The sequence below is a fragment of the Paenibacillus sp. A3 genome (genome assembly GCF_001399685.1).
Taxonomy (GTDB): domain Bacteria; phylum Bacillota; class Bacilli; order Paenibacillales; family NBRC-103111; genus Paenibacillus_G.
In genome coordinates this window covers 1-16,866 of record NZ_JTHN01000203.1, presented here as the reverse complement: position 1 = coordinate 16,866, position 16,866 = coordinate 1, and the positions used below count along the sequence as shown (strand labels likewise).

17 protein-coding genes, 1 pseudogene and 1 riboswitch are annotated in these 16,866 nt (G+C 52.7%); of the genes and pseudogenes, 1 reads left to right on the top strand and 17 read right to left on the bottom strand.

The genetic code is table 11. The annotated features are described in order from the left end of the window. Positions 1–191 precede the first annotated feature (191 nt). From QJ48_RS27885 to cobJ, 5 genes are read right to left on the bottom strand one after another with little or no spacing between them, the layout of a single operon-like run. Positions 192–1,328 (bottom strand): cobalt-precorrin-5B (C(1))-methyltransferase, encoded by a 1,137-nt coding sequence (locus tag QJ48_RS27885; RefSeq protein WP_054976651.1) that lies wholly within the window; start codon positions 1,326–1,328, stop codon positions 192–194. 4 nt (positions 1,329–1,332) lie between these two features. Further along, positions 1,333–1,983 (bottom strand): precorrin-8X methylmutase, encoded by a 651-nt coding sequence (locus QJ48_RS27880; RefSeq protein ID WP_025853116.1) that lies wholly within the window; start codon positions 1,981–1,983, stop codon positions 1,333–1,335. Beyond that, on the bottom strand, positions 1,983–2,762 hold the full coding sequence (cobK, locus tag QJ48_RS27875; RefSeq protein ID WP_054976650.1) for a precorrin-6A reductase: 780 nt from the start codon (positions 2,760–2,762) through the stop codon (positions 1,983–1,985). Before cobK ends, QJ48_RS27880 begins: the two co-directional genes overlap by 1 nt. Further along, the gene (locus QJ48_RS27870) at positions 2,759–3,733 is read right to left on the bottom strand and encodes a sirohydrochlorin chelatase (protein WP_054976649.1); all 975 of its coding nucleotides are present in this window, start codon (positions 3,731–3,733) and stop codon (positions 2,759–2,761) included. Before QJ48_RS27870 ends, cobK begins: the two co-directional genes overlap by 4 nt. Before the next feature lie 23 nt (positions 3,734–3,756). Further along, positions 3,757–5,496 carry a precorrin-3B C(17)-methyltransferase gene (gene cobJ, locus QJ48_RS27865; protein WP_054976648.1) on the bottom strand — a complete coding sequence of 580 codons (1,740 nt, stop codon included), beginning with the start codon at positions 5,494–5,496 and terminating at the stop codon, positions 3,757–3,759. A 350-nt stretch (positions 5,497–5,846) separates the two neighbouring features. Further along, positions 5,847–6,053, bottom strand: a riboswitch (cobalamin riboswitch). Between the two features lie 365 nt (positions 6,054–6,418). Between cobJ and QJ48_RS38990 the strand changes: the two genes are divergently transcribed. Then, positions 6,419–6,574 (top strand): hypothetical protein, encoded by a 156-nt coding sequence (locus QJ48_RS38990; protein ID WP_157261773.1) that lies wholly within the window; start codon positions 6,419–6,421, stop codon positions 6,572–6,574. Positions 6,575–6,821: 247 nt separating this feature from the next. On the opposite strand, the gene QJ48_RS27860 is transcribed toward QJ48_RS38990, so the two are convergent. The 12 genes and pseudogenes from QJ48_RS27860 to QJ48_RS37695 all read right to left on the bottom strand — a co-directional run. Further along, positions 6,822–7,490 carry a glycoside hydrolase family 73 protein gene (locus QJ48_RS27860; RefSeq protein ID WP_054976647.1) on the bottom strand — a complete coding sequence of 223 codons (669 nt, stop codon included), beginning with the start codon at positions 7,488–7,490 and terminating at the stop codon, positions 6,822–6,824. Next, the gene (locus QJ48_RS27855) at positions 7,487–7,888 is read right to left on the bottom strand and encodes a holin family protein (RefSeq protein WP_054976646.1); all 402 of its coding nucleotides are present in this window, start codon (positions 7,886–7,888) and stop codon (positions 7,487–7,489) included. The genes QJ48_RS27860 and QJ48_RS27855 overlap by 4 nt, the downstream gene beginning before the upstream one ends. Positions 7,889–7,950: 62 nt before the next feature. Then, the gene (locus QJ48_RS36310) at positions 7,951–10,176 is read right to left on the bottom strand and encodes an Ig-like domain repeat protein (protein WP_082420706.1); all 2,226 of its coding nucleotides are present in this window, start codon (positions 10,174–10,176) and stop codon (positions 7,951–7,953) included. Positions 10,177–10,188: 12 nt separating this feature from the next. Beyond that, the gene (locus QJ48_RS27845; RefSeq protein ID WP_054976644.1) at positions 10,189–10,449 is read right to left on the bottom strand and encodes a hypothetical protein; all 261 of its coding nucleotides are present in this window, start codon (positions 10,447–10,449) and stop codon (positions 10,189–10,191) included. A 122-nt stretch (positions 10,450–10,571) separates the two neighbouring features. After that, positions 10,572–11,006 carry a hypothetical protein gene (locus tag QJ48_RS27840; protein ID WP_054976643.1) on the bottom strand — a complete coding sequence of 145 codons (435 nt, stop codon included), beginning with the start codon at positions 11,004–11,006 and terminating at the stop codon, positions 10,572–10,574. A 15-nt stretch (positions 11,007–11,021) separates the two neighbouring features. Beyond that, positions 11,022–13,604: a hypothetical protein gene (locus QJ48_RS37700; RefSeq protein WP_054976642.1), complete on the bottom strand. Its 2,583-nt coding sequence runs from the start codon at positions 13,602–13,604 to the stop codon at positions 11,022–11,024. 2 nt (positions 13,605–13,606) lie between these two features. Then, positions 13,607–13,888, bottom strand: coding sequence for a hypothetical protein (locus QJ48_RS27830; protein WP_054976641.1), 282 nt, complete (start codon positions 13,886–13,888; stop codon positions 13,607–13,609). After that, a complete protein-coding gene (locus QJ48_RS27825; protein ID WP_054976640.1) occupies positions 13,885–14,469 on the bottom strand; it encodes a putative phage tail protein in 585 nt (194 codons plus the stop codon). Before QJ48_RS27825 ends, QJ48_RS27830 begins: the two co-directional genes overlap by 4 nt. Further along, a complete protein-coding gene (locus QJ48_RS27820) occupies positions 14,462–15,541 on the bottom strand; it encodes a baseplate J/gp47 family protein (protein ID WP_054976639.1) in 1,080 nt (359 codons plus the stop codon). The genes QJ48_RS27825 and QJ48_RS27820 overlap by 8 nt, the downstream gene beginning before the upstream one ends. After that, the gene (locus QJ48_RS27815) at positions 15,534–15,944 is read right to left on the bottom strand and encodes a DUF2634 domain-containing protein (RefSeq protein WP_054976638.1); all 411 of its coding nucleotides are present in this window, start codon (positions 15,942–15,944) and stop codon (positions 15,534–15,536) included. The genes QJ48_RS27820 and QJ48_RS27815 overlap by 8 nt, the downstream gene beginning before the upstream one ends. Further along, entirely contained in the window at positions 15,941–16,240 is a 300-nt protein-coding gene (locus tag QJ48_RS27810) for a DUF2577 domain-containing protein (RefSeq protein ID WP_054976637.1), read from the bottom strand. The genes QJ48_RS27815 and QJ48_RS27810 overlap by 4 nt, the downstream gene beginning before the upstream one ends. Before the next feature lie 2 nt (positions 16,241–16,242). Continuing rightward, positions 16,243–16,866, bottom strand: a pseudogene (locus tag QJ48_RS37695) (hypothetical protein); the annotation flags it as partial.

Sequence of the window (16,866 nt, the reverse complement as noted above, 5' to 3'; positions counted from 1 at the left end):
CCCCCCCCCCCCCGCCGATCAATAGCCCGGTTTGCCGAATCCGGTCGAGATACGCCTGCGGCAACCCCGCCGCTCCGTCGTCGCCAATCCCGATCACTGCGATTTTTTCTCCCATGCGTGTACCCCTTTCCTTCTTGCCCGCCTGCCGGAGTCCGAGTCCGGTCCATCGTAGCCCCTATGCAAGCAGACCGTTAAACCTCGTTCGTCATGCTTTTGCGCCCCAACAGCGCGCCCTTCATCGAAATGATCACCGTTTCGACTTCCAGCGGCGTTTGCAGCTTCGCTTCAGGTCCAAGCGCACCCGCTTCACGCAGCGATTCCCGGCAGCAGTGGCCGGACATCACGTCGAAAAATGCGGTACAGCCCAGCGCCTGCATCTGATCGCCGACCTGCGCAGCCGTATTCGCCTCCAAAATTTCCTTGACGGCAACCTCCGGCGCTCCCGCTTCCTCCGCCATGCGCGCCAGAAATCCGAAGTCGACCGAAGCGCTTTTCGAATGAACCATCATCACGCCCTGCGCCAATTTGGAAAATTTGCCCATCATGCCAACAAGGGTAATTTTGCTGATGCCCTGCCGCGCGCATTGCTGAATCGCGAAGCCGACGAAATCGCCCATCTCGACAAACGCTTCCTCCGGCAGCTCCGGATACAGCTCCATGCCGAACTTCTCGCTGCGCCCGCCGGTCGACAGCACCACGTGGCTGCAGCCGCCCTTGACCGCCACGCGAATCGCCTGCGCAACGCTCGCTTTGTACGCAGCTGTCGAGAACGGCACCACAATGCCGCGCGTCCCCAATATCGAGATGCCGCCAAGGATGCCCAGCCGCGCATTGAGCGTCTTCTTCGCAATCTCCTCGCCGTCCGGGACGGAGACGACCACGCGCACGCCGCGATGCAGCTCATAGCGGTTCAGCACCGCTTCGACGGCTTCGCGGATCATTTTCCGCGGCACCGGATTGATCGCCGCCTGTCCGACATCGACGGGCAGCCCCGGCTTCGTCACCCGGCCGACCCCGACGCCGCCGTCGATCTCGATCCCCGGCGCTTCGCGCCAGAACACCTCGCTGATGATCCGCGCGCCGTGCGTAGCGTCCGGATCGTCACCGCCGTCTTTGATCACCTCAGCGGACGCCCAATCGGGCGCATAAGCGCAGGCGACGATTTCGAACGTCACGTCCTGCCCGATCGGCAGACTAATGGTCGCCTGCGTCTGGGACTCCTGCATAATTAGTGCCTCAAGCGCCGCTTGAGCCGCCGCCGTCGCGCAGGCGCCCGTCGTATAGCCATGCCGGAGCGGCTTCGTTTCCTTTTCCCCGCCGTCCGCCATCGCGTTATCCCTGCCGTTCGGCGAGCAGCGACAGCGCGTTGACGGTCGCCACTGCGACCGGGCTGCCGCCCTTCCGCCCGATATTCGTAATAAACGGCACGTCCAGCTTCAGCAGCTCTTCCTTGGACTCGGCCGCCGATACGAAGCCGACCGGCACGCCGACGATCAGTCCCGGACGCGCCTCCCCTTCCTTGACGAGGCGGATCAGCTCCAGCAGCGCCGTCGGCGCATTGCCGATCGCATAAATCGCGCCGTCTGCTTCCCGCGCCGCCTTCCGTATGGAAATGATCGCCCGCGTCGTATTCAGCCGTTTCGCTTCCTCCATCACGTCTGCATCCGAAATGTATACCCGCACGTCTCCGCCGTATTTGGCCAGCCGCGGCTTGCTGATGCCGACCTGCACCATCTGCACGTCCGCCACCACCGGCTTGCCGCTGCGGATCGCCTCGATTCCGGCGCGGATCGCGTCTGGATGGAACACCAGACTGCGCCCGAGCTCAAAATCCGCCGATGCGTGAATGACGCGCTGTACGACCTTGAACTGCTCTTCCGTGTAGTTGTGCTCGCCAAGCTCCTCCGTGATCATTTCGAAGCTTTTTTCCTCGATTTCCTGCGGTTGAACGGTAAGCGGTTTAAATTCCGTGCGAAAATCCATTAATCGCGCACCTCCTGAAATAATGCGTTTAACGCGTTCGTGACGCCTTCAAAATCGGAATACACTTCACCATACTCGAGCTGAGGCCGTCCGATAACGATCGTATCGATATCCATTTCGAGCGCCGCCGACAGCTTTTCCTCCACCGCGCCGACCTTGCCGCTTTCCTTCGTGACGATGACGTTGACGCCGTAATGCTTGTACAGCGCCTTGTTCAGCTCTTTGGAAAAAGGCCCCTGCATCGCGATAATGTTCTTCTGCTCAAGACCGAGCTGCTCGCATTTCTCCATATTATCCTTACGCGGCAGCATACGCGCCACGAGCGTTGTGTCAGGCAGTCCGATCAGCCGCTCGGCGAAAATTTGCAGCGTCTTGCTTCCCGTCGTCAGCATGACAACCCCGCGCTTCTGCGCCGCAAGCTCGGCCGCTTCTTCGTAATCGTCGACGAAAAACAGCCGCGGGTGCCCATCGTACGATCCGCGCTCGCGTTCGTAGCGGATGTAGGGCACTCCTGCCTGCTCGGCCGCCGCCATCGCGTTGCGGGACGCTTCCTCCGCGAACGGATGGCTCGCATCGACCACCGCTTGGGCGCCGCGGCTGCGGATCAAATCGGCCAAGCCATGAGCGTCAAGCCGGCCCATGCGCACCTCGAGCCCCGCTTCTTCGAGGCTCTTGGCCGCGCTCTCGGTTACCACGGTGGCGACGAGCGGATAACCCGCCTCCCGGATACGCAGCGCAAGCTCCCTGGCGTCGCTCGTCCCGGCCAGCACGACGATCATGACAGCACCTCCTTCGAGGCAGCCGCCTCCGACGGCCCCGCGGGCTTCGCGTCGCCGCTTTCCGGATGGTGGTGATCGTGATCATGGTGATGATCATGAGAGTGCGCATGATGGTGCTCGTGATCGTGATGATGATCATGCTCGTGATCGTGATGGTGATGATGGTCCATATGCTTCATTGCTTCAAGACGGTACTGGCACATATCGCAGTTCATCCGCGTTTCGCCTTGGAGCGCTTCTTGGGCCCGCTCCAGTAGAATCGTTTGCAGCGTCGGGTGGAACCCGAAGTATTCCGCCAATATAAACGACTGGTCCGGATACTTCTCTGCAAAAGTTTCCGTCATTTGCTCCATCCGCTTGATCAACACGCCGGTGAACAAAAAGTAAGGCAGCAGGACGATCCGCTTCGCCCCAAGCCGGATACAGCGTTCGATTCCTTCGTCCACCAGCGGCGCCGTCACGCCGATAAACGCCGTTTCCACCCATTTCACCTTAAGCCGCTCCCAGAGCAGCCGTGAAATTTTGAACAAATCGCTGTTGGCATCCGCATCGCTGCTGCCGCGTCCGATAACCAGAAGCGCCGTATCGTCCGCCCCGGCCAAGCCGTCCACACCCGCTTCCGTCAGTCTGGAGATCAAAATATCCAGCGCCAGCTCGTGCACCCCGATCGGACGGCCGTACATAAACTTCACCGCCGGGTATCTCAGTCTCGCTTCATCGATAGCTGCCGGAATATGCAGCTTGGCATGGCCGGCTGCAAACAGCGTAATCGGCACCACCGCGATCCGTGTGGCCCCCCTTGCTACGCATGTCGCGATGCCTTTTGAAATGGACGGCGCCTCGAATTCCAAGAAGCACGTCTCCACGATCGGCTCCCCCAGACGGCCTTCCACCGAACGGACAAATTCCCGGATCTCCTCGTTCCCTTCCGGGTCCCGGCTGCCGTGGCCAACAAACAATACTGCGTTCATGCGCTTCCTCCTCATTTTCATTGTTAATCCCCGCACACCGCATTCTCGATCTGGAACGCCGGCACTTCCTGATACCGGTAGCCTTCCAGCTCCTTGACGCGCTTATAAAATTTATGAAACCGTTCATTCGGATGCCCGTCCGCTGCATAACGCGCTACAATGCGCTCGATCGTTTCGACCAGACGCTCCGGCTCGATTCCTTCGGCGACCGGCTGCGCCACGTGGGCGTTGCGTCCGACCGTTTTGCCTCCGAGGAACAAATCAAATTTCTCCCTGCGGTATACAATTCCAATATCTTCCTTCACCGCACCGTAGCAGGCCATGCCGCATCCGTTGAAGCCGATTTTGAGCTCCTTGGGCACGCGCATGCCCCCCAGACGACGATGCAGCTCTTCGGCGTACGGCACCGAATCGGCCTTATCCATATTGCAAAAATCGCAAGCCTTGATCTGCGCGACATCGCCGACCGGAGCGAGCAGCAGTCCGGCAGCCCGGAGCCTTCCAGTCACGCTTTCCGGGTCCGACGTCGCAATGCGCACGAGCATCTGATGATGCGGCGTATATTCCATTGTCCCGTGCTCGCCGACGACTTCCGCAAGCAGCATGAGCTGCTGCGCCGTCAGCTTTTTCTCCGCAAGCCCCGGGCTTACGGCAAACTCCAGGATTTGCTCCTGCTTAAACAAGTAGCCGCTCCGCTCGCCTTGAGGCGACTCGGGAACGCCCCGGTGCGCATCGACAAGCCGCAGCGCTTCCAGCGCAAGGGCCAGCGGCGATTCGCCTTCCGCGCTCGCTCCGTAAACCGGTCCGCCCAGCGGATCGAGCATCGAATCGACGACATATGGGCCTTTCATAGACTCGCTAGGCCCGTCTGAACGCGATTCGGCCAACAATACATTATTTTCCTCACCCATGCTCTTGGACGCTTCCTCTTGCTGCGCGTCCAGCGACCATGGCTCCGCTTCCGTCCGCAGCCTTTCGTGCGGCCGGAGCGGCTGCACATCGGCGCCCAGCGTATACTTGCGCTGGTATCCGCGCGGCGTGATCATCAGTCCGTCATAGACAACCGTCGTCGAATTGCCGATGATGACTGTCGTCAGCATGCCGATGTCGTGCTCGAGCATTTTGCCAAGCGTCGTTATAACCACGTCTTGGCGCTCGCGATAGGCGCTCTTCACGATACCGACCGGCGTATCCGGCGACCGGTACTGCAGCAGCACGCGCTGCGTCTCGACGATCTGCCGCGTGCGTCTGCCGCTGCGCGGATTGTACAGCGCAATCACGAAATCGGCGGAGGCCGCCGCTTCCACCCGCCGTATGATGATCTCCCACGGCGTCAAATGGTCGCTCAAGCTGATCGTGCATGCGTCGTGCATGACCGGCGCGCCCAGCAGCGAAGCCACAGAGTTGATCGCCGAAATGCCGGGAATGACCTCCACTTCGACGCCTTCCTCGCGCCGCCAGCCTTTTTCCATCAGCACTTCGTAAATGAGTCCGGCCATCCCGTACACGCCCGCATCGCCGCTCGAAATGACCGCCACCGTTTTTCCCGCCTCGGCTTGACGCACCGCTTCCTGCGCCCGGCTAACCTCTTCCGTCATCCCGGTGCGGACCACCTGCTGCTCGTTCAACAGCCCCCGGATCAGATCCACATACGTGTTGTAGCCGATCACGACGTCGCTTTCCTGGATCGCTTCCCTTGCCCGTTTCGTAATATGATCGAAGCTGCCCGGGCCGAACCCGATGACTGACAATTTTCCCTTCATCATTGCCGCCTCCTGTTAAGTATGCTTCCTCTGGAGTACAAGGCTTCCGAGGCCTGTAACTGACGTACTCCAGCCGGCTGTCCATGCGATAAACCTATTCAGAGAACTAGCGACTCATGCCGATTTCTTTTTCCAGAAACTGAGAGAGCAACAAAAAAAGCATCTCCCTTGTCGGAAGATGCTTGTGCGAGCTTAGGTTGCTGAGACGAGTGCAGCCAGCATTGACTTATGCGACGAGCGCCGCTGTGACGCCAGATCGCCAGCCTTGCTGCCTGTCCTGTACCGCTCCCGTACACCTCCCTATCCGCGTAGGTTTTGTGGTGACTTCGTTGCCGGCCGTCGACGAAAATAACAGCCGCAACAGAGCGGGCAGGTCTCCTGACTTGCGTCTCATCGCTTTTTCCGCAGCCTTCCCATCGACTTGGCAACAGTGGCGTACATGATACGGAAAAAACTCCTCGCTTACAGTGGCGGGACCGTGCCGGATTTTCACCGGCTTCCCTTTTAAGCCGATTCCGTCTTCAACGGATATCAGCACCTGCTCTATATGATATGAAATTATTATAGAAAACATTTGCTAGGAAACAGTGTAATGATAGCATGTTTCTCACGCGCGTGTCTACCTTGCCGTTGCGTTGGGGAAGCGGCTTCGGTTGCTGTCATGCCAATGGATAGAAGTAATGTAAAAGCATGCCTCTCAAATGCTGGGGGGTTCGTTAGGAGATGTGGCTAAGCATAGCGATTCAGACTAGAACGCATTGTAAAAAGTATGATGAATCCGGTAACGGTACGCTTTCAGAAAAACGTCTAAGCCAAATCACCAGACCGTTCAACACCTTTTCGCTTCCTGCCAAAGCAAAGGTTATAGGGTTGCGGGAAAAATCTTGGTCTGCGCTCAGAAGTAGGCGGATTGCGCTCGGAAATGAACGACATGAAATCCGAGATCAAAAGTATGCGTTCCAAATTCACCGAGGAATTCCAGCAAGTAGACGATGACTTCCGCAAGGTTCATACTCGCTTCGATCGCAATGAACGCATGATCGGCCAATTGATTCATATGGTAGGCGAACAAACATAAAACAAACAAAGAGATTCGAGCGGAACAAATACCCTCGAACATAGTGTCGATATTCTGAATCGCCGCCAGCTTCGTATGGAAGCCGATATCGAAGCGCTGAAGAAAAAATAGAATTATGTTATAAAATAACCAAGGTACCTCTAAGCCGCATATATCCGGTTCGAGGTACCTTTTACCATATTAAAACAGAAAAATCCCTACTAGCCGAAGCCAGTAGGGATTCAGTCTCTTTCGTTATGCATCCGAATTATTGCAAAACCTGCCCGGATGCTTTCCGAAGCTCATTTGCAAGCCAATGAATGTAATCCGCCTGTTCTTGATGAGCGGAGGCTGCGCCCGTGTCTCCTTGATGTTCCGCCTCGCAGCGTTTTGCCTCCGATTCCTTCCAAGCCGGACTCATCCATGTATCGATAATCGTATTAGCCACTCCTGCATCCAGCATCACTTCTGCCGCCTCCTTATCGTACTGTTCAAGCGAGTAACTCGCGATCAAATGGTTTAACTTTTTAGAGTAATCCGGATCGGTTGCATAGCCGCAAATGCGCAGCATCTCCGCCTGCTCCTGCGGCGACCGGGCGCTTCGTACACGGTCGTATCGACTCCACTGAAAAAGCAAATCCTGATCCCGAAAGCAGTCCTCAAGGCAGTCATAGGCACGCCAATGGGCTTGTAAGCCATCTACCCGGATGCCGTCGTATACTTCCCACGTCTTGGTGCTTACCGATTTTCCTTTCCAAAATTCATTAGGCCGGCCGCTGCCGACTTTATAACCGACAAGGTTATTCCACTCATGGATCTTGCCGCCGGTTTCAAGCAAAGCCTGAGCGATCCGAACCGAAGGGAAGATCGGAGAACCTTCCCTCTTCAGCTCCACTGCCACAGGCGCAACCACAGCGATAAATTGATCCCTTGTCAATGGCGTTCCTCCTTCCCTTTGATCGCGGAAATGACGTTGCTCAACGGCCCGAGAGGGACTCCAAGCTTCCCGCCATTTTCCACGATGCTTAGAAACTCAATTACGCTGTACGCGATAACGACGCCGTCACCGATGACTCCGTTCGAGTTAAGGACCGACAGTTCGATCATGTACACGCAGCCGACAAGAATGATAATGTAGGTTTTTCGAAGCAGGCCGTTCGTGCCGGTGCGGCTGCTGAGCTCCTTCCTGACGTATCCCGCCATGAGCCCCGTTGCATAATCCAACAGCATTAGTCCTAACAGGATGGTAAAAGCCAATCCAAGCCCTCCGACAACCCATGAGATGAAGCTGCCAATGACGCCGAAACCCGTTTTGACAATCGTGGATTTGTCCATATATTCCTCCTTTCAGCCCGAAGAAGGGCATAAAAATAGCCCCGATCGGAGTCGAGACGTAATTACTTCGCTATTGCTTGAATACCTTGATGAGTTTGTATCCTAAACGGGCTGGCCGATGGATCAGTTGGTGACACAAGTTCGAAGCAACCAACACCGGATGTTGTGCCACATCGCAGTGCCTTTGATCCAAGCACACCGGAAGCTGGATCATATACTGGTAGAGATAATATGGCTGCTCCGGCTTTTGTTCGATATTCACCAATCTTTTTTTTCGTCACAAATTCAAACCATGTGTATGAGCTCTGGTTCCCAGACTTATCATAGTGTGCAATTGTATATCGATATCGCGCTCCTGGTTTTAGATTTGAAACTCTTGTTTCAAGCACTTCTATACTTCTTGTTACTTCATAGGCGTTATAGATGTTTGGAGTCCCACCAACCCAGTCCGTCCCGTTCCATTCTCCAAGCCAAATCCCTGTTCGATCATAACCAGACGACGGTGTTGGGTCAGAGAAACGTAACCATGAGATTGTTGCCGAATTTGTCTCATAAACGGCAGAAGGATTTGGATCATTGGCACGCTTACTGTCTACGAAAAACTTCACTTCATGCGGTCCACTTTGATTCCCTGCCTTATCCCGTATATAGAAATGGGCGGCATACTCACCGTCACCACTATAAATCGGAACATCGAAATAATAGTCGTTTCCGGATTGTCCGGTAGCGTGGGGACCGATCCAACTCATCCCGGCTTTAACGTAATAGGCTTCTACAACTCCAATGCCGCTGAGAGCATCACTGATACCATAAATCCAGGTACGGCGCGTTCCACCGGTCTGGTTTGAATAGCTATAGCCTTGGACACCGGTGACTTTGGGAGCAGAATTATCTCTTATTACATTGGCCCGAACCATTACAGGTTCATTCTGGGCTCTGTCATAGGCTCGGAAGTCTACTCCCCAATTCCCCTCGTACTCTAATGGGACGTCAATAAAGTAATTATTCGAGCTGCCATCGCGAATGGCATTCGTCAAAAAGTACCACGAACCATCGGGACGCACCACATGCACGGTAACCCGATCCACACCGGATAACCCGTCAGTTACGTTATATGCCCACACTCTTGCGGAAGAGCCTTGAGTATATTGAATACCAGATACACTGCCGATTGTCGCTGGTGTCCTATCGACATTTGTCTTTATTTCGCCAAGAAATCCGCTATTCCCCGCGTTATCATAAGCATAAACATGGGTCGCATAGGTGCCTTCATTGTTGTTATAGGCATTGATTGGAATGTCGCAGAACCAATTATCACTTCCGCCATCTTTGACACCGTCTCGCCACTGAAAGTCATAACCAGGACCTGCAGTAGGAAATCGTACTACAGAGACACCGGACCAGTTATCCTTGACATTATAGGCCCATACCCTGAATGTATTGTTTGGCTGCACATTCAGATGTTGCGTGCCCGTAATACTTCCGGCTACAGGCGGTGTGTTTTCAATACCGAACCACGGTACCCATGACCAAGGGCTCACAGCGTCGCCTTTATCCCATGTTCGGATACGATAAAAATATTGGTTATCGCCAAGGCCATAAAACGTCCACTGGTTTGTATTTGTAGTATTTTTACCCGAGTCAACTACAACATTTGTAAATGCTCCGCCGTCGCCTGCGCTGACTTGTATTTGCCAAGCTGTCTGATAGTCACCGCCGTCGGGATCGGAAAACGTCCAGTTGAAGACTGGGTTACGATTATTGGTGATACTTCCGTGAATAGGAGTTGCAAGACCTGGAGCATTTGGTGCTTGATTTGGTTCATAAGTAATTCTCATCGAAGGAGGTGATCCACTTTCCCTTGACCAAAACGCTATTTTGCTAGACCCGGTGAACCATAATCCGATACCATTTGTAAAAAGCTGATTTAGGTTACTCTTTGCATACCAAGTAATATCAAATACATGTGGCTTACCTGAAAAATTTCCCCACGGATGAGTAGTAATGTCTATCGAGTGAGTAGGATTAGGAGAAGATTCAGTCCAGTTGTTGGTCAGCGCCCTTACAATAATTGTACCACTCGTATCAACGCCCATATAAGGGTACAGCATAACTTCTGCCTTAGTAATAATGTTACCCGGTGGAATCGTTACAGGATGGAATGCTATTAGTGCTATACTTGGATTTTGCGATGTCTCCCCAAGCCAAAGACCCATTCCAGAACCGTCCGAACTCCCCCCTATTGTATAAGTGGCATCTTTGGAGGCACCCGTATATAATTCTGGCATATTTTCTCCCTCCTACAGATCACTGCGAATCCACATACCGCCAATAACTGGTAAAATTGGATCGGATGTTCGAACCTCGACGACGAGTTCTTTTGTGTTGTCCGATCGTATTTCGTCTATTGCCCTACTCAATCCATCGATTTTTTGGGCCATAGTATCCTTGACGGCTTGGAGCTCCGCATATGCCTCCATAACCCCCCGCTCGATACGGTTCATGTCTTGCTCGGTTACTGTATCGTCAAGCTGCCAATTCGTTTTTGCTTCGTAAACCATCCATAAGCCTCCTTTAATAAAACGAATGTACATTGTCTAATCCATATTTCCGCAGACCGCTGTCAAGCACTTGCTATCGCAACGAATTTTTCCTTCTCCCTAATCAACAGTTATACACAATTTCATTTTTTCCACAAACGGTCCCAAACAGAAAACATTGGCTGCTTCTTTGAGAGGTTTGCTGTTAAAACACTAACCGTCCGATCAGAGGTTTTCTGATTATGCTGGTTCGGTATTACAAGGATTTCCTCCGGTTTCAGTCCTTCAATCCAAAGCGTAACATCTGGCCTTGACCCAGTATGTTCATCCGATAGTGGCCGTTGTGATGGGTTATATTCATTCCACGCTTCGATATCAAATCTTGGCTTAAATAGTCCTTCTGGAACGGGAATAGCGACCACATAGCCCATCATCTTCGTATTCGACTGTTGCCCCATATCTTCTTGGGCCAACGGTTCCTGCGTCCTATAGAAAGGAAAAACGCCTGTCGCATCATCTGCGACAAGCGTTACGTCTATCATAAATCCGTTAAAATCAATAATGATCGCTTCTTTCATCGCGCACCCCCGTCATTATTCTGCCAAAAACGTAATACCTTCTAATGAGAGATATCCTGCGCCACCTAAAGTATGTCTAACATCTCCATTTGCAGTGATATCGACGCGTCCAAGAAGAGCACTTCCATTTGTATCGGAAATCGTCATAAAAATCTTTGTCGCTTTTGGACGGTAACCCGGAGGAAGAGTGAATATTACCGCCCCCAACGTACCGTTTTTTAAAAGCCCCTTAAGGCGGACGACTCCAAAACCATCTTTTATATACCTGACTGTGTCGTAACCATCAGCATACTCCAGCCAACCGTTTACAAGTGTCGGCGAAATCCATTGGCCGTTCATATTCTGAGCATGCGTACCTTCCAAGATGCTGACCCTTGTGGATACGTCCGTCTGGCTGGAAACCAACGAATCAACAACGTTCATTAGATTATCCGCATATTCACCTTGAATACTGTGCACGTTACAAGACAATGCATACTGGTCGAGGACAATGTAAGTCGCTGAATAAGCGGCACGTTGATCGTAGTTCGCTGCACTAACCTGCGCTTTGCTATAACCATTGGCATTGTGAGCCCCCGGCATCAAAAGGACTGACTTATCAACTAGTCCGTTCTTATAAATATTTAATATAACATTAGCCCGGTATTTAAATTGACTACCGACTGCAGTATCATTAAAGTAATATGAGTTGTTGGGTCCATATAAATTAGGGGATGTTTTCTCCCGTACGATCATCCCGTTACCGACTTCAACCTGATTCAGGCCTTCATGGAATGTGATTCCGCCTTCTACTGCAATTTCTTCAACTGTTGGAGTTGCAAGTTGGTATTGCAGTTTGTAAGGGGTGTATCCTGCATACGATGTAGTAGGACATGTTAACGAAGCATGTGCCTTTGACGTTTGATACGCCCAAGCCTTTGTCCCGGACCCGTTATAGTTGATATCCGCGCTACCACCGGCCACATACATTTTATAACCTAAAAAATACGCTTTAATCTCATCCTTCGACGGTGTGTACGAATCTCCCCATCCACTATCGGCATTAGCAACCGAGATACGGATAGAACCGTCCGAAGCAATCCATCCGGCACCAGGCGCGAGTGCAGCATTATGATCATATTTGCGTAAAATCGTTCCGTCGTACTTCACGAATGTACCGATCCCTAAGTTATCGGCTCCATAAAATACATCCGATATTACACCGCCATTTGTCGATAGGGACTTGGTTCCGGTACCAACACTTAACAAATCCCACGCAAGGTTTCCAGACACATCCCTCAACTTGTAGCGTGCCTGCTTCCAGTACTTCCCGTCACGTTGAAACGACGTATCGTAGATTGTTCCATCGACGTTGGACGCGAGCTGGACGTTCGGGAAGAACAGATAATCTTCATTGCGTGGTTTGAATGGTTTTGCCGAGGAGCCAACGACAAAAACAGGATTACTGTAGGAACAAATAACCTCTCCATACGTATAGGTATCCGAGTTGTTTTCATCTGCATATCCAATTAAATTTGTCGCGGCTACCAACGCCATTGACTTAATATTGGCAGGCGTTGAGAATGTTCTACTTGTGTTAGGCGCAAACACCATGCGTGTCGAAGGTGAACTATCCATATAATCGAACCTGCAGCGCATATAACCGTTTGTCGACGGGTTTACAAGTGTATAGGTTGTTTCAGGAACTAACCGAATATCTTGGTATTGGGCTACTACCTCCTGTCCATTGGCAACTTTTGTCGTATCAAGCGTAATTGAATACGGTGTAGTTACGGTTATGATACTATTTGCAATACTTAGAGGGTTTAAAGAACATTCACTATAGAGAGGCAGCAAATTTTCCCCGTACTTGATAATGTAAGGCGAGTAGATATTTTTCATATCATCAACGTACGGCCATTTCGCTGCGATCTGCTCCGGCGTCATGCTATCAATCGCGTTATACTCGTCTTGAGTAATCTCGTAGAGACGAATTCCATCAACATATGCATACTGCCCTGCTGTTCCACTGACAGCAACGTCTACCTGTAGACTAGAGCTAGAACCGGAAGCAAATTTTGAAACGGACAAAACAAAAGCTGTGGTGGTCGTTTGATACGGTACAGTCGGTCCATAAGCCTGACCACTCAATACGACACGAATACCATTAGTTGCGTTACCGTTTTTAACCTCCGCAATAGCGATATAAAATTTGTCTTTTGCACATGGAATGTTTGATTTTGCTATTGTAGCAAGCGTATGTCCGTTGCCGATGCTGATCTTGATACCATTGTTCCCGTAAACTTTATTTGCTGAATCTAACGCTGCCGTCCCTTGATATATATTGGGCGGTGACGGTGTAAACGGACTAAGGCTTTCACAATTCCCATCCCGCCCCAGTAAATTCACCAGCGTCCGGCCCTTGATGGTGACATTCTCCAACGGCGCGGTCCGCTTCGCATCCACAACTTGCAAACCGTACCCGAGATTTACTTGCTCAGGCGGTGGACTTGTCATACTATTCTCATACGCGTCCTTTAGCCCCCGCTCGATCCGGTTCATGTCCTGCTCGGTCACCGTATCGTCAAGCTGCCAGTTTGTCTTGGCCTCGTATGCCATCCCTACACCTCCTTCACAGTCACCGTATGCTTAATCACCGTATCGCTCGTAATCGGCACATACGCCTCGTTAGAGCTTACCACTTGCCCTTTACTGCTTTTGAGCTCGATCAAAGTCACCTCAGCCACCGATCCGGCGGGGATCATATACTCCAGCTCCACGATGCCTGCTTCCACTTTTTTGATCCGGAACGTATCGATCTCGTAACTCCCGTTCAGCACCACTTTTGCAATTTGCGTATTCGTAAATTGAGCCAACTCGCTCAAAAACGTCGTAGGAATCATTTCACCTGTACCTCCTTGCCACGATTGGCGAATGGGGTGCTGCCCAGCTTCCACGTCGTAGAAAGCCGGGTCATCCGGGTAAGCGGCGTTTTCCAAATGTGCTCCTCAATCCCGACGCGATCGGCCAGTGAAGTCGCCTGGTTGTACACAAGGTTCGCCGGTTTGACAATTTGGACCGTATGCTCGATTTCCTTAAAATACGCCGCATCGGGCACACCCATCGTAATTTTCAAAATAAAATTTTGCCCATCCACTTCCACCTTCGCCACGCCCTGCCCGATGAGGGAATCCAAACGGCTTTGCAGGTAGCGGACGGTGAAAGGCGGGCGCGTGGAATAACGGTTAATCAACCGGTTGCGCCGGAACTCCAGCGTCTCCACCGCCGAATCCGCGCGGATGCCGACCATATCCTCCCGCCGTTTGATCACCCAGTCCTGCGCCGTCGTGACGAACTGGTTATCCAAAAACTGCCGAACCGCTTGGGCTATCGCCTCGATTTCCTCGTCCTCGGCGCGGGTCAGTTCCTTCATTTCCTTGATCTCATGAAAATGCTCCGGCAAATAATCCATCAGCTTAGTCATGCAGCTTCACCGCCCCCATCTGCGGGATTTTCTCCGTGGACAAAGTAATGTTCGCCGTCTCACCATTCAGGCGGGTACCCTTCACGTCGTTCACCCCGGATACGGTCAAAATCCTTGCGTCGATCTGGCTAATCCGGACGATCAGCTGCGATTCCTCCGCCCAGGTTTGCCGCAAGCCGAGCAAATAGGACGAAATCGCGGCCTCAATCTCCCCCTGTACCTGCCCCACGGTCACACCGGAAGCAAGCGTAACCGTCGTCTCCACGTCGATCAATACGTGTTGAACGCCGTCAATCGTGACCGTATGGCCCATCGGAGCCAGTCCCCAGCCTTTGCCCTGGTTCACCGTAGGGTCAATGGCCGTCTGGACCTCTTCGATCAAAGCGGCAGATGGCGGATTAAAATCGCTGCCCAACAAAGTACATTTGACCGTCCCGCCTCCCTGCCATGCCGGGAAGATTTTGACCCCGCCGACGCCGGGAATATTGCCGATCTTTTGCTTGTAATCCGCCACATTGCCCCCGAACGGCTTTTCCTTTTGTCCTTGGAAAAACCGCTTCCGCAGCGCCTCGTCCGTCTCTTCGTCCTCTCCCGGGACAAGCACGTCAGCCAGTTCGGCGCGCACAAGTCCGGCGATATAATCGATCGGCAGCAGCGCGCCGAAATAATGGTTCCCGGTGACGCCGGTCGTTTCGCATTCCAGCTCAAACACGCCGGCCGCAATGCGGCGAACAACCGCATACCGCAGGTCCCCGGCCCCGAACCGGCTGCCGACAGGCACATCCGCCGGTGCGTCGGCATTCCCGTAAAATAGCCCCTTGCGGCGGGCTTTACTGGCCTTTTCACGTTCAACACCGAACTCGGCCGTACGCCGCTCCAAAAATTCACCGCTCGACGTATCTGCAAGCGAAAGATTCAGATTCGTATCCAGCTGAAAATACATCTCCGTCAGCTCTAAAGCGGCCGGCGCAAGGGCGTCATAGATGATGCTGCCCTCCCGCTTGTCTACGTCTGCCGGCACACGGGAAAGCATCCGGTTCAAAATCGTTTGAAACGTCTGATGTTCATACACCCGCTCCCACTCCTTTCGTCATCTCAAAACTGCCGTATTGCGATACGACGGTGAACGAAGCCGAAGCTTCGTCCCCCATAACCGTGATCCGCATGTCCTGCACATCCCGAATCCGGTCGTCCTGCATAAGCGCCGCCCGGATGCGCCGATAAAGCTCCGCCTGCACGAAAGCGGGCTCTCGTCCAAGCAATCCGGAGAACTCGCGGCCATAGTTGCCGCTATAGATCAAATGCTCAAAACGCTCTGTCTCCAAAATAAGCTGCGCAGCCTGCTTGACCGCGTCCAGCCCGTCGGTCATACCGACAATCCGGTTCGTCGCATTATCCAACCGGTAAGTCCGGCTGGGAAGCTGCGCAATTTCCACGTTCCGGTTGTTTCCCAGCACACCGCCTTGCGGAATCATGTCGTCACCACCCGATCTACAATGACATACTGCTCCCCGCCCTGCATGCGAAGCAAAATGACACGGTTTCCCGTTTTCAGGCCTTCCCGGATGATGATCTCCTGTCCACCAACCGTCACCCGATAGTCCGTCAGCTGCTCTGGAACAATTAAAAAATCCTCTGTCAGCGTAAACCGTTGATCAATGGTTACACTCAGAGGACTTTCGCTTGCTACCGTTCCGAAAATTACAGATACCGGGTTACCCGCCTCGACGGCATCGAGACCGGCTTGCTTGATAAGATTTAAGAGTCCCATTCCTACCTCTCCCCAATGCGAATGTCGATCAATTCCAAGCTCATCGTGTGATCGACACCGCCGTCAAATTTATGCGTGCACTCATTGACTAAAAAGCGTTGATTCAATCCCAGCTCTTCCATGTTAATGGAAACGTAGCACCCGGCCCGCACGCGGATATCCCCAAGAGCATCGATCGAAAACGACCTTTGCTCGCGGTTTTTCAGTTGGATCAGATTGTCCAGCATTTCTTTGACTTTTTCGACGCTCACCTTTTCGTCGACGGTCTGGTAATGCTGAAGCAGCCCCCATTTGGCAATGGTTCGGCTGTCTTGAACAATATATAGCTCGCGTTTTCCGGATTCTTTATTGTCCCGGACGATCTTGATCTTGTTGCTGGCGTTGTCTAGTGAGCGTTTTTGCTTGTAATCGTAGACAAGGCTCGTATCTCCAAGCGAAAAATCCAGTGCCATGGTTTCAGCATCGCGAAGCGTCAACTCCCCGAAATCATCGAAGAGGACGTAAATTTTTTTCGTGGCGATTAACGTCTTGTCGAGTGCTTTGTAAATGATATCAAGCAATTTCGTGTTGTTTTCGCTAAGCCCTGGAATGGCGTGCTTTGTATCGTCCAGCTTGCCCAGCTTCAG